Origin of the sequence: Pleionea sediminis, from assembly GCF_007570825.1 — a bacterium.
Classification (GTDB): Bacteria; Pseudomonadota; Gammaproteobacteria; order Enterobacterales; family Kangiellaceae; genus Pleionea; species Pleionea sediminis.
Genome location: NZ_SUNB01000001.1, coordinates 725,667 through 742,669, shown reverse-complemented (window position 1 = coordinate 742,669; position 17,003 = coordinate 725,667). Strand labels below are relative to the sequence as shown.

General features: G+C 41.8%; 8 protein-coding genes. 1 reads left to right on the top strand and 7 read right to left on the bottom strand.

Annotation, left to right across the window (positions count from 1 at the left end):
* Positions 1–2 precede the first annotated feature (2 nt).
* The 3 genes from FAX86_RS02895 to FAX86_RS02885 all read right to left on the bottom strand — a co-directional run bounded on the left by FAX86_RS02895 (position 3) and on the right by FAX86_RS02885 (position 4,222).
* Positions 3–269, bottom strand: coding sequence for a DUF3081 family protein (locus FAX86_RS02895; RefSeq protein WP_144391830.1), 267 nt, complete (start codon positions 267–269; stop codon positions 3–5).
* 63 nt (positions 270–332) lie between these two features.
* Positions 333–806: a Dps family protein gene (locus FAX86_RS02890; protein ID WP_144391829.1), complete on the bottom strand. Its 474-nt coding sequence runs from the start codon at positions 804–806 to the stop codon at positions 333–335.
* Positions 807–973: 167 nt separating this feature from the next.
* Positions 974–4,222 carry a TonB-dependent receptor domain-containing protein gene (locus tag FAX86_RS02885; protein ID WP_144391828.1) on the bottom strand — a complete coding sequence of 1,083 codons (3,249 nt, stop codon included), beginning with the start codon at positions 4,220–4,222 and terminating at the stop codon, positions 974–976.
* Between the two features lie 446 nt (positions 4,223–4,668).
* On the opposite strand from FAX86_RS02885, the gene FAX86_RS02880 reads away from it, so the two are divergent.
* A complete protein-coding gene (locus FAX86_RS02880) occupies positions 4,669–6,171 on the top strand; it encodes a tryptophan halogenase family protein (protein ID WP_144391827.1) in 1,503 nt (500 codons plus the stop codon).
* Between the two features lie 73 nt (positions 6,172–6,244).
* Here FAX86_RS02880 and putA read toward each other — a convergent pair whose 3' ends face one another.
* From putA to FAX86_RS02860, 4 genes are all read right to left on the bottom strand, one after another.
* Positions 6,245–10,042, bottom strand: a complete 3,798-nt coding sequence (gene putA / locus FAX86_RS02875; RefSeq protein ID WP_144391826.1) for a bifunctional proline dehydrogenase/L-glutamate gamma-semialdehyde dehydrogenase PutA — start codon at positions 10,040–10,042, stop codon at positions 6,245–6,247.
* Positions 10,043–10,320: 278 nt separating this feature from the next.
* Complete coding sequence (locus tag FAX86_RS02870; RefSeq protein WP_144391825.1) at positions 10,321–12,474, bottom strand: EAL domain-containing protein; 2,154 nt, start codon at positions 12,472–12,474, stop codon at positions 10,321–10,323.
* A 162-nt stretch (positions 12,475–12,636) separates the two neighbouring features.
* Positions 12,637–14,439 (bottom strand): cation:proton antiporter, encoded by a 1,803-nt coding sequence (locus FAX86_RS02865; RefSeq protein WP_144391824.1) that lies wholly within the window; start codon positions 14,437–14,439, stop codon positions 12,637–12,639.
* Between the two features lie 270 nt (positions 14,440–14,709).
* A complete protein-coding gene (locus FAX86_RS02860; RefSeq protein ID WP_144391823.1) occupies positions 14,710–16,878 on the bottom strand; it encodes a fascin domain-containing protein in 2,169 nt (722 codons plus the stop codon).
* Between the last annotated feature and the right edge of the window lie 125 nt (positions 16,879–17,003).

The following is a 17,003-nucleotide window of genomic DNA, read 5'->3' as shown; positions in this document are numbered from 1 at the left end:
AGTTATGCATCAAATGTTTGTGAGTGAATCGCATCGAGTTTTTGAAAAAACTCCTGTTCTGCGAGTTTATTGGGGGAGTCGATTTGATATTTATTGTGAAAGAAAACGGTTAATGTAACTTTTTCGTCGGTTAAGACGATGGTATACCCATCAAAGTCGGAGTCAGCGAACACGCCATTTAATCGGTGTTTGTTATCTATTTTGGATCCATGTTTAATGATGGTTTGAAAAATTTTCAGTGTTTTATGAATGTCTAACTGATTTTTCATATAATTCTCAAAATGATATGAAGCGCAGTAAGTCTGCGCTTCTTTGAACCTACTGTTCTGAGATTATTGAGATAATGAAGCTCTCAACATCCATGCCGTCTTTTCGTGCACTCTCATCCGATCAGATATTAAGGCAATAGACGATTCGTCATCGGCCTCTTGAGCGACTTTCAATGAATCTCGACACGTTTTAACGACCTGCTCGTGGCTTTCCGTCAAAATGGCAACCATTTCTTCTGCATTGGGTACACCATCAACTTCTTTTATCGAGCTTAAGTCTGAAAAGGCTTTGTAAGTTCCCGGAGCTGCAACGCCGAGGGTTCTTATTCGTTCAGCGATTTCATCAACAGCTTCCGCGAGCTCGGTGTAGTGCTCTTCGAACATTAAATGTAACTCTCTGAATTGAGGCCCGGTAACATTCCAATGAAAGTTATGAGTCTGTAGATAAAGGGTGTAACTGTCCGCTAATAGCTTTTTTATTGAGTCAGCGACACGGATTCGATCTTTTTCGTTAATTCCAATATCAATAGATTTCATGTTTGCCTCCTTATGAGTGTGAGTACACTGTAATAAATACAGCTTATAAAAAACAGAGGTAAACAACAATCGTTGCAATCGCTTTATTCAATTAATCCTTTTTTTATCGCAAAAAAACGGCGATGTTGCCATCGCCGTTTTAGCTTCTATAGCGTTAAACTATTGACTTAGAAGTCGTAGCTTAAGTTTAAGAAGTAAGCTTTACCAACTTGCTCATAACCTGTACCAACCATACGGCCAGCTCGGTCAGAACCAAGACCAGCTGCAACACGTGCAGGCTGCTCGTCAGTGAAGTTGCTAATACCCATAGTCACGCTAAAGTCTTGCTGAGGATTCCAGCTAAGCGAGATGTCTGAGAAGTAAGCTGCTTCTGCATGACAGTCGGTGTAAACATCAGGTGAACCAACAATTTCAGTTTCTTCAAATGCATTACGTTGGAAGCAAGAAGAGGTTGAAGTTGAAGGATCACGGATGAATGCAAACGTTGAATCAACGTAACGACCCGCATAGATTAATGTCCAGTCACCAGACTCAAATGCTAAAGTAGTTGCTGCACGATTCTCTGGAGCACCAAAAGTGCCTACCAAGTCATCAGTACCGATACGATTCTCAGGAGCTAAAGCACTCTCGTCTTTGATAAGAGTTTGCGTCAACTCGTCTTGAATAGTCCATTGAGTTAACCAGGTGATTTTCAATGGGTTACCCATGAACTCGTCGAAAGAGTAAGAGAATCGAGTATTTAAATCAAAACCTTTCGAAGTTGCAGCACCACTGTTAGTGAATGACGCATCGATGAAAGATGGGAAAGCTGTTGTTGCTGTACCAACACGTGGTCCGACTTGATCACAGAATGAACTTGCTAAGTTATCAGCACCGTTCAAACAAAGCTGCAAGATAGTGCCTGCAGGTAAGCTTTGAACTGTGTTTTCGATTTCAATATCGAAGTAAGTGATAGCAAAGTCAAACTCCATTGTTTCGTTTGAAATTGGAGCTGCTTTCAATGTGAAAGTAACCTGCTCAGCCGTTTCTGGATCCAAAGTAAATACGTTACCACCAGTACGGACAGGTAGTGTTGTAGTACCTTGTGAACCTAACTGTGTTGGGTCTGCACCTTGAAGGATACAGTTGTCTAAGATGCGTTGCTCTCGCTCATCCAATGCAGGATCGTAAGTTTGAGTTGCACCGTCCCAACCGTCGCCAGCGTTATTTACGTTACATGGATCGGCGAAGCCGGAAGCTCCACTGAACTGATCGCCAAGGAACTGTTCACGTAAGTTAGGCGCACGATAAGAAGTACCATAAGCAGTACTTAAGCTTATCCAATCTACTGGGGAGTACAATAAACGTACACGCTCAGTGTTTTCACGACCGAAGTTTGATTCGTCAGTGGTACGTGCTGCGATATCAAGTGTTAACTCTTCTGCACCAGGAGCACCAATCAAGATTGGTAAGCTGATCTCAGTGTAGAATTCTTGCACGCTTCGGCTTCCAGCAGTGATGCCTTCAGTCGCGGGGTTTTCCGCAACGATTAAGCCGTTAGCACCTAAGAAGTCAACTTGTGAGTCGATGGTGTCTTTTCGGTAGTCAGCACCGATTACCATGCTTGCTGTGCCACCTGAACCAAAGTTGAATAAATCACCGGTGACGAAACCAGAGAATAAAGTTTGCTCAACAACGGTACGGTTAACACGCTCACCCATTAAGAAGTCACGCTCTTCTGTAGTCGCGAAACTACCACCATAAGAACCACCGAAGGTATATAGTGAAGGAGCGAAGAAATCAATTGGTACACAGTCTGGAAGTTTGATGATGCCGCCAATGGTGTCTGTGTTCCAAATTTGCGAACCACAAGTGACGTTACCGTTTGGATCAAGACGCAGTGTATCAAGCGCTAATGATAAATGGTTTTCGTTCATCATCGGTTGAGTGGCAACACCGTCACCTCGATCGTAAGAAACAGATGCTTCATAGATCCAACCTTTTTCTTCTAGGAAAGGAAGGTTGCCTCGTGCACCCATGCTTGCGCGGAAGTGATCCAATTCAATTTCACGATCTTGGCTGTAGTCATCGAGTGTGATAACTGGCAGTGCGTTTAAGCCGTTGAATGGATTCATTGGGTTGTTGAACAACTGCAAAGAACCGTCAGGGTTCAATAATAAACCACCTTGACCGTTTTCTTGAGGAATCATGCCAGGTACTTCTGGGTAGATTTGCTCAATCGCAGCTTTGTTGGTCAAGCTACGATGGAAATACATGGCATCGTAGAAAATTTCTGTTGATGACTCTTCACCCCACTCTGGAGCGTAAGTTCCGCTAGTCACTAATGAGAAACGAGTTACTGGTTGAACCAGGTCACCACGTAGTCGTCCACCTACGTCACTGTAAGCAGGATTCAAACGGAAACGGTCAAAGCCCACTTGATCGTCGATCAAGAAGTCAGCACCGCCACCCCAGCCTTCTGCTGGCTCAGGGATATCGTTTGACTCACTCCAGTTAGGAACAACAGCGCCGTCGCCATCGAATGCCGAACCGCTGATGCCAGGTGTAAACCAAGCCCAATCATTGCTGGTTGCGCCAGGGATGATAGCAACGTTATCGGGGAAACCGTTTCGGCAGTAGCTGTAAACTTGTCCAGTTTCAGCGTCGATACGTCGAGTGTTGATACAGTTTTCACGCTCGCCCAACGAGATTCGTTGACGTTTGTAGAACTCTGCACCGAAAATGTAGCTTGAACGCTCGCCTTGTCCACCCGTTACGATAGAGAATTGACGCTCTTCGCCACCTGTGTCATCAGGCATGCTGAAAGATGCATCGAAGTTCATACCTTCAACAGAATCTTTTAAGATAATGTTAACAACACCAGCAACGGCGTCGGCACCGTAAACTGCTGATGCAGAATCGGAAAGGATTTCAACTCGATCAACCATTTCGAATGGAATCAAGCTTAAGTCGGGCTGTGATGGCGCACCACGTACACCAGAGGCACCGAGTCGACGACCGTTAACCAAAATAAGTGTTCTTTCTGCACCTAACCCACGTAAACCAACGTTTTGCGATCCAACACCACCTGCTGGAGGTGCTTCCGTCGCATTTGAGTTACCTGAGTTGGTATTGATTGTTTCATCAATTTGCGCACCGTTAACAACGGTCGCTTGCTGAAGCATGTCGGCAATGTTGGTGATACCTTGCTTTTTTGCATCTTCAGTTTTGATTATTTGAATTGGGGAGGGGCTAGCGAATTCATCACGACGGATACGCGATCCAGTGACGACAACTTTTTCGCTTTTTGCTTCTTCATCTTCTTCTGCAGCGAATGCTGGTTGTGATATTCCGGCACCTGCTATGCTGAGTGCAATAGCGGTTCTTACTGCACCCCGTATAGTAGACTGCTTAAACTTCTCTGTCTTGGTCATCATAACATAACCCTTTTTTTAGTTTTATGACTTCACGCGTCCGAGTTTAAACTCGATTTGCGTTTTGTTTTCTTTGTTTTATTGCTCCACTTATTTTTGGAACGGCATACATTTATCAGAAATCGCAGTTAATGTACATGATGAATTTGATTTTTGAGTTTTTTCTGCTACTTTTAATGAGCCGTTTACACTATCCTTTTTTGAGTTTTATTCTCTTCAATCATTAACCTTTACTCGATCATACAAGTACTTTTCTTTCTTTTTTATTTTTTGTTAAAAACTTGTTGTGTTGTAGTGCACCATATTGATACAAGATTTGGGCACGTAAGTTTTTTGGGCACCGAAAAAGAGCGTTGATTTTTAATTGAGATATCCGGGTTGCTTCCTGTTGCGAAAGTGTGAATAATCAGGACACGCAATATGAAGTGAAACTATAAATAGCAGTAAACATGAAGCCTTATAAAAGTGTTGTGATTCTTGGTGGCGGAACCGCTGGATGGATGGCTGCCAATTATCTCATTAAGAAATGGAAAGACAAAGGCATCAGTGTCACTCTTGTCGAATCGCCTGACATAGGAATTGTTGGCGTTGGCGAGGGCTCTACACCATCGATGCAAAATTTTTTTCATGATATGGATATTCCGGAATCAAAATGGATGCCTGAATGCCACGCGACTTACAAAGCAGGAATTACTTTTGCTGGGTGGTCAACCAAACCAGGCTTTGAAAAATACTGTCATCCTTTTCCTTGTGAAGTTGATGCGTTTTCGTCGTCACGTTTTGCGCACAGTTGTCGCTTAAGACGGTTCGGTCATGATGTCGATGTTCATCCTGATAAGTTTTTTTTACAGTCTTATTTGTCAAATCACCAACTCTCGCCAATTGCGAATCACTCTTTTCCTTTTTTAAATTTCTATGGCTATCACTTCGATTCTGGATTGCTGGGTGAATTTTTATGTAAGGTAGCTGTTGAACGCGGTGTTAAACATTTACAACGAAAGGTTGAGCAAGCTCACCTTGATGAGCAAGGAAATATCCGTTCATTATCGTTTGCTGAAGGCGATTCAATATCTGGCGACTTATACATCGATTGCTCAGGTTTTAGCAGTGTTTTATTGCAAAAAACATTAGGCGTTGATTTTGTTCCATTTTCTGAAAACTTATTTAATGATTCGGCTGTTGTTATGCCAACGCCGCGTGGCGATAGTTTGAATTCGCAAACGATAAGTACAGCGATGAAACACGGTTGGGCCTGGGATATTCCATTAACTTCAAGAACAGGTAATGGATATGTTTACAGTAGCAGCTTTTGCTCTGCCGATGATGCGGAAACAGAGTTGCGACAGAAGTTAGACTTGTTAGATTCTGATGTTGAAGTTCGACATTTAAAAATGAAAGTTGGAAGAACGGCACATCACTGGTTTAAAAATTGTTTAGGTGTTGGGTTGTCGCAAGGATTCATTGAGCCACTAGAAGCAACTGCATTACATTTAGTTCAAGTGACAATTCAGGAATTTATGCTTAACTGTGAAGAAGGAAACTTTACCGATCAAAATCGAGATAAGTTTAATCAGCTGATGAATCGAAGATTTGAAGGTGTGCGAGATTACATTGTTGCTCACTATCGTTTAAATTCTCGTACAGATACTGAATATTGGCGTGCCAATGCAAGTAATCAAAAATTGTCGGAGTCATTAATTCGTATCTTAAATAGCTGGACGGGTGGTTTAAAGCATGATCTTGACGAAGAAATTGAACAACAGGGTATAGGGCATTTCTTTCCTATCGATTCATGGCGTATTTTGTTAGCGGGCTATGGATTTTTACCGCCAATTAAATCTGATCTGGCGCCATTAGGAAAGTTTCAGAAAGTTGATATAGACCATCAGATCGACTTCATTCAACGTTGTGCATTAAATTATCGAAGCCAAATGGAAGCCGTTGAACATTAAATTTCATACACTAAATATATGATATAAAAAAAGCGGCAAAAGCCGCTTTTTTTATGAGTGAATAAAACTAATTTTATTCTTCATCTTCAACCATGGTCATGAGCGATGTGTTTCCACCCGAAGCTGTTGTATCGATACTGACTGTTTTTTCTGTCAGTAAACGATGAATCAGGTTATCAGCGTACTCTGCTGTTATAACCGGTAATATAGCTCCTGTTCGGTCGGATAGCTTTCGAGCAAAATAAGCACTGCGATCACTATTACTATCAACGACTACCCCTGCCAGATGTTCATTAACCAGCAATGCATCTAAGTGTTTCAAACGCGCCACTTGTAAGACATGTTCAGGAGCTCCCGTTGAAATAAACTTGTCACGAAATGCGAGAGCTTCTTCGTAGAACAAATCTGAAACAACAGAGACAACCGTATTTCCTGTTGCTAATGCATTAACGATCGACAATGCCCAATATTCGAAAGTAACATCTTTATCTGCGAAACAAACCAGAATTCCCCTGGGCTCCATGTATAGCAGGTTACTTTCTCCCGTCGGCCCTGGAAGTTGCATTGGCTTTTTCAGTTTCTTTTCAATGTTAATCAATTGATCTCGTGCATTTGCCAGAGTTCTATTTAAGTCGTCTGCTAATTCGTCAACAATTTCAACCGTTGCTATTTTTGCCAGCAATTGTCTTGCGGCCGAAATGCGGTCATTCAAATTGGTCAAACGCCAAGTCGACTCAACACTCAATGAATTTTTCATTAGTGCGTCGGCTTCTTTTTGTGCGGCTTCATCACTAGCCAATGCTTTATCTTCAAATATCGCTTCATTAATGATTTCTTTTGGTGTGGCTTTTTCTTTAAGGAGGCGAGGAAGATAGTGCGGACCGCCAGCTTTTGGTCCTGTTCCTGATAAGCCCCGACCACCAAATGGTTGCACGCCAACAATAGCGCCAATCATATTTCGGTTAATGTAAACATTTCCTGCACGCGATAATCGAGCTAATTCATTAGCGCGTTCTTCGATGCGAGAATGAATGCCCATAGTTAAACCAAATCCGGTACTATTAATTTCGTGAATGATATTCTCGATGTTTTTCGACTTGTAGCGAATAACATGAACGCAAGGACCAAACACTTCTTCTTTTAATACATTGATGTTATCAATTTCATACAAATGTGGAACAAAGAAGGTTCCTAAATCTTCTCCGTCATTAACTTTACATTTGAATAACAGCTTGCCATTTTCTTCCATGTAACTTTTGTGTTCGTTTAAACGAGACATGGCTTTAGAATCGATAACTGGGCCAATGTCTGTATCAAGCATTGCTGGGTCTCCCACGGTGAGTTCGCGCATTGCCCCGGTTAACATTTCGATTACTGTGTCGGCAATGTCTTCTTGTAAGTAGAGAACTCTTAGTGCAGAGCAGCGTTGGCCAGCACTTTGAAAGCCGGAAGAAATAATATCGTCGACAACTTGTTCGGGTAATGCCGTTGAGTCGACAATCATGCAGTTTTGACCGCCAGTTTCTGCAATCAGTGGAACTTGTTCTCCACCGCGAGCGGCTAATATTTGTGAAATTAAAGTTCCGGTCTGAGTGGAGCCGGTAAACATGACTGCCCGAATTCGCTCGTCGGGTAGCAATGCCTTGCCGACAGCCGCTCCCGGCGCAACCACAATTTGTAATGCATTTTCAGGAATACCAACAGAGTGCATTAATTCAATGGTGCGTCTGGCAATTAAGCTGGTTTGTTCGGCTGGCTTCGCAACGACGGTATTTCCCGTAGCCAGTGCTGCTGCGATTTGTCCCAAGAAAATGGCTAATGGAAAATTCCAGGGGCTGATACATAAGACGACTCCTCGAGGTTCGAGACGATCATCTTCCGCTAACTCTTCTGCACGGGCTGCGTAGTAGCGACAAAAATCAACCGCTTCACGAACTTCATCAATACCATCTTGAGTAACTTTTCCTGCTTCTTTAATACATAGAGCGATAAGCTCACCCATATGCCGTTCTAAAATATCGCCAACATGACGTAGCAAATCTGCTCGCTCTTTTACTGGAACGGACGACCAAGAGTTAAATGCCTGATGCGCCAGATCGAGCTTCTTTTCCATTTGCTCAGTTGTATCATATATGTGATAACCAATGACTTCGTTATGATTGGCTGGGTTTAACACAGGTTCCGTATTTGGTGGTAGAGACTCTTTGGTGTATTGATTTTCTTTCAGCCAGCGGTCGCAAATAAATTTCAATTCGTTAATCGTTGGTATATCAGTAAGATCCAAACCTTTCGAGTTATCTCTTTCTTCTCCGTATAACTCAATCGGTTTTAAAATTGCAGAATTGAACTTTACTTTAAGCCGCTGAGTTTTTTCGACGGGATCGCCCAGCAGTTCTTCAACTGGTTTTCGATCATCGACAATGGCATTAACAAAAGAAGAGTTAGCGCCGTTTTCAAGCAGTCGTCGAACAAGATAAGCAAGTAAGTCTTCGTGAATTCCAACTGGTGCATAAACACGGCACTGTATTTTATCTTCAGAAACAACTTGGTCATATAAAGTGTCTCCCATTCCATGCAAACATTGGAATTCAAAACCTTCTTTATCGTCGCCAGCCAGTTCAAGAATGACCGATGCAGTATAAGCATTGTGAGTTGCAAACTGCGGGTAAATTGTGCTGCGATAATCCAAAAGACGATTCGCGCAAGCGTGATAACAAACGTCGGTTGAGGATTTGCGAGTGAATACCGGAAAGCCATCAAGTCCGGCCATTTGGGTGTTTTTAATTTCGGTATCCCAGTAAGCGCCTTTTACCAGACGAACCATCATTTTTCGGCCTGTTTTATCGGTTAACTCTTTTAGCCAATCGATCACGTAAAGCGAACGTTTTTGATAAGCCTGAACGGCTAGTCCAAAGCCAGTCCAATCACCCAAGTCATCATCGGTGAATACCGCTTCAATAATGTCGAGCGAAATGTCTAACCTTTCAGATTCTTCTGCATCGACGGTTAAACCAATGTTGTATTGTTTTGCGAGCATGCAAAGAGCTTTGAGTTTCGGGGGAATTTCATTCATGACGCGCTCGCGTTTTAAAAATTCATAGCGCGGATGAATGGCAGACAGCTTTACTGAAATGCCGGGGCTTTTTCTTGGACCTCGACCTTTGGCGGCTTCTCCAATAACTTCGATCGCATCTTGATACGATTGATAGTAACGCTCGGCATCTTTAGCGGTGCGTGCTCCTTCACCCAGCATATCGTAGGAGTAAACGTAACCTTTCTTTTCTTTTTCTTGCGCTCGCTCAACCGCGTCTTCAATATTCTCGCCCATGACAAATTGTCGACCCATAACTTTCATCGCAATGTTCATGGCTCGACGAATGACGGGTTCACCCAGTCGACCTAAGGTCTTTTTTAACAGACCAAAGTGTTCTCTTTTTCGCTTGTCGGCGTACTGGACCATATTCCCGGTAAACAACAGACCCCAAGAAGATGCATTCACAAAAAGAGAGTCGCTGTTCCCTAAATGGGGTGTCCATTGACCTTTTGACAGTTTGTCTCGAATCAATTCATCTTGAGTCTCTTTATCGGGAACTCGAAGAAGTGCTTCGGCAAGGCACATGAGTACAACACCTTCCTCTGTTGAAAGTGAGTACTCGTTTAATAAAGCATCAACTCCACCATGTCCTTCTTGCTCTCTCCGAATTTGTAAGACCATTTTACGGGCTCGTTCCCATGCTCTACTTCGCGCTCGCATGTTGACTTCGGCATGTGGCAAAATCAAATCAACGGCCTGACTTTCGTCGATTCGATAAAAGTCTCTAATCCGCTGGCGTAGCGGGTTTGCAGTGTCGAGTTTATCTTTAAAAAGCATATGACCTCGTAAAGTATTTTGTCAGTATGTTGAGTATGACTTTTTCAAGTCTCAGCTCAGTGTATTTTGGGGCAACGATAACGTTTTCTGCCGGCTAAAACCAGTTTTTTGGTTGGTTATTTTTCAACAATTTTTAGTCTTAAAAGTCATAAGCCGGTATGGAGCGGTTTATGTGTTCAAGAAAACAGGTTGTCTGATTTATTAGAGAGCAAAGAAAAAGTTATTCTGTGGCTTTTTTGTTGACAATGCATTACTGGTTTGTCCAGTTGTACAGGTGACTAACCTTGATTCTTGATAAAGGCATTAAACTCGTCAACGGGCATTGGCTTGGCATGTAAGTAGCCCTGAATGAAATTGCAATTTAATGATTTTAATAGATTCTGCTGTTCCAATGTCTCAACTCCTTCTGCGATAACCTCTATATTTAATTGATGCGCCATAGCAACAATCGCTTGGCAAAGATAATACTCATTACTATTAGGCGTTAAATCGTTAATAAAAGATCGATCTATTTTGAGGTAGTCAATAGGAAAATTTCTCAAGTAAGATAAAGAGGAATAACCAACACCAAAATCATCGACCGCAATTTTAAATCCAGCATCGCGCATTTTTTTTAAATCTTTGGCCGTTTCTGCCTCCAGTAAAAGAGATTCAGTAATTTCTAGAACTAATTTACCTTCAAGTTTTGGCGATGCTTTGATTCGTTCTCGCCAGTGTTTTAGTGTTTGTGTTTTTAGTTGTACCGGAGACACATTGATACTTATTCTAAAAGAGTTGTTAGAATTTTCTTCTAAATAACTGGATGCTGTTTCAAATACCCAGTCGCCAACTTGATTGATCAGTCTTGACTCTTCAAGTGTTGGAATAAATTTATCGGGTGGAACCAATCCGCGCTTTGGTGAACGCCAGCGAATCAAAGCTTCAGCTTTAGTCACTGTATTGGCTGGTAATTCGATAATGGGTTGATAAAAAACTTCAAACTCATCCTTTTTTATAGCGGTCCTTAAATCGGTTAAAATATCCAGTCGATACAAAGCCTCTTCATGCATACTTTGAGTGAAGAAATGAAAGTTGTTTTTACCTGTTTTTTTTGCAGCGTACATGGCTTGATCGGCATTCTTTAATAAGGTTAATTCGTTTTCACCTTCTTTTAGATCTTGCGGATAAATAGTAACGCCAATACTGGTTGAAACATAAACTGGATTTTTTTCGACAATAAATGGCTCCTGAAAAGCGAGCAATATTTTTTGCAATACGGAACCAATTAAAAAATCTTCTTTTATATGTGTTAACAATGCAACAAATTCATCACCACCTATTCGTGCGATAGTGTCACTTTGGCGAAGGCTTTGTTTCAGCCTTTTTGAGGCTTCAACGAGCAGTTTATCACCATTTTCGTGTCCAAGAGAGTCATTGACTTCTTTAAATCCATCCAGGTCAATTAGAATAACAGCAAATTGCTTTTGGTTTCTTTGATGGCTTTTTAGTGTTTGTTCCAGTCGCTCTACCAAAAGGCGACGGTTAGGCAAATTTGTGAGAAAGTCAAAGTGAGCTTGATGCCACTGTTCTTTCTCTTTTTCTTCGAGTATTTTGTTATGCTTGCGTGCTTGAAGGTAAATAACCGCAAAGCCGATCAGTAAAATTAAGCAAACAATAATGATAAATGTGATGTGTCGGTAACTTTCAGAGATATCAAACTGTACTCGACGCCAAGAGTTATCAATACGTTTTGTTTGCTCCGGAGTTACTTCGCTTATGAGTTGGTTAAATATAGCGACTAGTGGCTTTTTACTATGGTGAACACCTATCCCTAAATTGATCGTTGAAAGCTCATCAAATTGTCCATTAATTTTTAAATTAGTATATCCGCCTTCTTGAATTCCATATCCTGCCAAGTGCAATCCACTAAAAAAGCCATAGAGCTTTCCTGAGCTAACATATTCAAGTCCCTGAGTGCGACTCTCCACTTCTACCAAATTAATTTCGGGATAGCGGTTACGTAATAAGTCAACGTAGGCATACCCTTTTATTACACCAAGCGGTTTATCTTTGAGTAATGAAATTTTGGAAATAAAGAACTTTTCCTGAGTCGTTACGATGACAAAAGGTATTTGCACATAGGTATCCGTAAAGTATAAATACTCTCTCCTTTGCGGAGTTTCTGCTACCAGAGAGATAATGTCGCATTGGTTGTTCTGAATCATCACCAATGATTCATTCCAGGTCGTTGATAAAACCAACTCCACCGGAATGGGGAGTTTTGACTTGAATATTTTAAAGTACTCGGCATTCATCCCTGTATGTTCACCATCGACAATGGCATCGAGAGGAGGTGACTCGGGCGCTGTACACAAACGAATGGAGCCCAACGATTGTAGATAGCTTTTTTGTTCGGGAGATAATGCAAATATCTCCGTAACGCTAAGTAGCATAACGAAGATAGTAATCGCTTTTATTAGAATAAAGGATTGTTGCTTCAGAGACGTCTCCCATGCTTCTTTTTAGTACATGTGTAGTATAGAAGCTGTACTGAGATTTGCATTTTGAGTTGATAAACGTTGATTTGACACTGTCGGGTTTGGGCTTCTGACGGGCTACTCTGGCTCCTTACTGTTCATTAAACTAATAATGCGACTGCCAGGCTTAACGTCGTACTCAACCTGGGGACTAAAAATATGCAAGTGACCTCGTGGACTTATAGCAAACAGAGGAATTGCTTTTCCTTCATGGTGAGTCATGTAGTCATCGAATGAAAATTCTTTACTGATATTGGTCGAACGAATTTCTCCATTGTCTGCCAGAATTTGATAGAGCTGAGCGAAAGTTGCCTCTTCTTTAAATAGGATGGCGCCGCGGTGACGGTTCGATACTCGGTGTTTGTCTTTGTCATCCATGTCTTTTTCATCGGCCAGTTCATACACATTGCTGCTGCCAAATTCGTACTTAAAACGTTGGCATGACAAGGCGTTGTAGTTAGTGCGAATTGTAAGTGCTAATAAATGCCCTTTTCCTACCAGATCGAGATACCGGTCTGCATGCTCTGAGTTGACATTTCCGAAGTAGGTATCAAGTCCGCTCATTCGAGCTTTCTGCGCGTCTCGCCAGCTGGTTGAGCTAAGGGTGACTTCAAAGCCATTATCTTGTAAAGCTTTGCCTATTGCCCGGGCAACAGTGTTCGCACCAACAATGAGTATGCCAATCGCTTCGGGATGAGCGACTTTGAGTAACTTGGCAAACGGACGAGCCGTTAGGCTTTGAATGATCACCGTGCCCATAATAATTAAAAACGTCAGTGGAACGAGCAATTCGACATGTTGCCAGCCTAAATCAGCTAATCGAATCGAAAATAGAGCAGAAACGGCTGCGGCAACAATCCCTCTTGGAGCAATCCAGGAAATAATGGCGATTTCCTGCCAGGTCATTTTTGTCCCCAAAGAACTGAAAAACACAGCAATGGGGCGTGGAATGACCATGACGATCAATAAAATCATTAATGCGCCCACGCCCATTTCGGAGTAAGCGCTCAAATCAATGCGTGATGCCAGAACAATGAATAGAATCGATATTAATAGCAGACTTAAACTTTCTTTGAAATCGATGATCGAATTTAAGTCGAGCTGCTTTTTATTTGCCAGAATTAACCCCATTAATGTGACAGCCAGCAGTCCCGATTCTTTCTGGATCCACTCAGCGGAAGCGAAAATACCAATCACAAAGGCAAGAGTTCCAACATTATAAAGATAGTCGGGCAACCAGCGGCGCAATAGTATTTGCGTTAATATTTGTGCACCAACAAAGCCAGCCGCGACGCCGGCACCAACGAGTAATAAAAAACTTTCCAGAGCATTAATAAAACCCGTGGCAGCTTCTTCAGCAATAAAATAATTAAACACCAGGACAGCAACGAGTGCTCCAAGTGGATCAATTGTTATTCCTTCCCAGCGTAAAATATTGGCGACTCTTTCTATGGGGCGAACTGTTCTGAGAATGGGGACAATAACGGTCGGACCACTAACAACGATAATTGCGCCAAATAACATCGCCAATTTTAAAGGAAAATCGAGAAACGTGTGAGCGGCCCAGGTACCCACCGTTCCTGTCACTAGAGTACCAATAATCAATAGTCGCCAAACTACTTTTCCGGCATCTTTGAGCTCACTGAATTTTAAACTTAAAGCTCCTTCAAATAAAATGACACCGACCGCCAGCGAAACCATCGGAAACAAAGAAGTTCCGACCAGTGCATCGGCATCGACAAATCCCGTGACCGGTCCCATGATTATTCCGGCGAAAAGTAGATATAAAATCGCAGGAAGTTTTGTTATCCAGGCTAGCCATTGACAAAGAATACCGACGACAACGATTGCGGCTAAACTAATGAGAATGGCATGTTCCATTGATTCTCCTGTGAATGAGAGCTCACCTTGATCATTTGAGAATAGTTAATAGTTTAGTCGTAATTACTCAGTTTTTTATTTGATCATTCAAACAATCATTCATCACTGAGTTAAAGTACTGATTTTGATACTATTCATGAGTCTCGGAAATTTATAGGGGACGATTTGAAAAACTTTCCTTTGTTTTAACGTTTCCATTTAGTTTGAATGGCAAAGATGCTTTAGTGAAGCACCTCTGCCACTCTAGCTAGCTAGTTAAATGAATGCGTATTACCAGGTATTACCAATTGACTTACCGTCGACATCGATTCTCGTGCGATAAACCATACGGAATCTGCGCCAGTCCCAGCGGAAAGACTCGCTGATATTCGCTTGTGATATTTTATTTTTAAATGCTTGGTAACTGCCATACATTTCTTTATTGCCAACGACGACCGCCCACATTTGTCGTCCTTTATCTCCCCAGTTTCTGGGATGTCCGTCAGAGCGTATGCCAGTTCCGGCTCTTAACACAGCGATATAGCTATTATTTTTTCTTGCCACTAACCAGTTTCCATTACGGTGACCGTAAATTTCTTGATGCTCATCAAAACGTTCAGTAGGCCAAAAAAGATTGACTCCTTTATCACCGGTACCATTTCTTATTTCAAACAATGGAAAGTAAGTTATTAGAGCAACATTACCGGATTGTTGTACTTTGGGGAAGTGACTGTTTTGACTTATTTGACTGCCACTTTTTTTATCAAAGTTGGGAGCAACATCGCCTGTTTGCGCGAACACCGCTACGTCCTCAATGGTCGCTGCCCATGGCCACTGCTGATAACCTTTGTAGCCAGGATAATAATTATCAAGAGAAGTAAGAACGATATTTTTATTTTTGAAAATATCGATGGTCGCTTTTGATAGATTGGAACCACGAGAAAAAGCCGCACCAATTTGAGAAATATTATTCATCCAACTATCGGGCAAAAACGCAACTCGTGCTAGGTCTTTAAATTCCTTTCGATCTTCAAAGTTATAGTAGTCGACGGTATAAGCGGTATCACTTGCGGTATCCGGATGAAAATAAGCCCCAGAACTCCATTGAAAAATGGTTCTTTCTAGTCGTGATAATCCATAGTGAACATCGGTTTTTTGATTTTGATTATGACCTTGTCGTAGAGTTATGTTAACTCGACTTTTGTAGGTCGCTGCAACATCATCGAGATTTATGTCACTGGTTGCTAAATACCCGCCAACATAATCGGTGCCGTTAGGTACATTACCTTTCCCTGTAATGATCCAAAATAATGGGTACTCTCTCGAAGAAATATAACGACTTGGATAATTACGACCCGCTGCAGGATAAAAGGCACCACGATCATTAAATACTAATAGTAATTCTTTCATCATCCGCTTTGCAGCAGCAGTTGCTTTTGCTTTTATTAATGGATCTTCAGCGAAGTCGGCTAAATTGAGTAAGGCTCCTAAAGTGAAAGGATGATAGGTGCTCGAGAAGAACTCGTAAAATCCATACTGTAACTTTAAGTCAAGAAAATGATTGAGCCGTTGATTTAAATCCTCTCGCATTGCCCAACCTTCACGCTGGCGCATTAGATAAGCTGATGATATCCATAAAATCATATGGTTTTCTGACCAGCGGGCGTAAAGCTCCTCGTCACGCACAAGCCAGTAATCAAGCTCGCGCAAGACAGGCAGCAAAACATCGTCGTATTTATCACCTGATAAATACAATAAACGAACCAGTTCTGCTAAACGAAAATCACCGGTTTCTCGAGTGAGCAATAACTCAATTTTATTTTCAAGTACAGACATTGGAACATCATCGCCATTAACTGCTTGAACAAACATGTTGTTGGCAATGATTTCTCGAAACTCGGCTTTACGAGATTCAGCTCCTGAGTCTGGTGCTGGAGATAAAACGGGGGCTTTGTGTATTTTTAAGCGTATCTTTTCCCAACTTCCTATACGACCGCGATTGGCATTTGCGTTGCCGTCGCTCTCCGCGACAACAAATTTATTTTGTGCGCTCCGTAAGGAAATCCAGTCATTATTTGTAATGCATCGACCGGGATGAGAATGGTTAATCAATGTAAAAACTTCGTTAATGCCCACCGAAGTTCGATCGACATGAAGTCGACCATCACCAGGACTGCGCCAATAAAACTGATTCCCCGAGCGAACGGATACTCGAGAGCCATTGCGAATACAGCCATCATGTCTTGGAATGAGAAACATTTTTTCCCAATTGCCAATGGCACTTCGGTTGGCATTCACTGTTTTATCGGAACCACCATTTCCTTCATTAACAAAGTAACGGTTATGAACACTTTTAAAGCTTACCTCATAAGAGGAAGCATGAAGAATAGGAGATAAAATCAGAAATAAAAAACAAAAAATATAACGATTACATTTTTTTATTGAAACCTGCTTCAACATAGGGTCACCCTTTTATTGTGGTTTTTGGGATTAGAGTGAACGAGCTGCTACGGATGGGAGGACTGATTAACACGTCCCAAAACTCGAGAACGACTTATTTTCTTTTAGAGATATTAAACTTATAT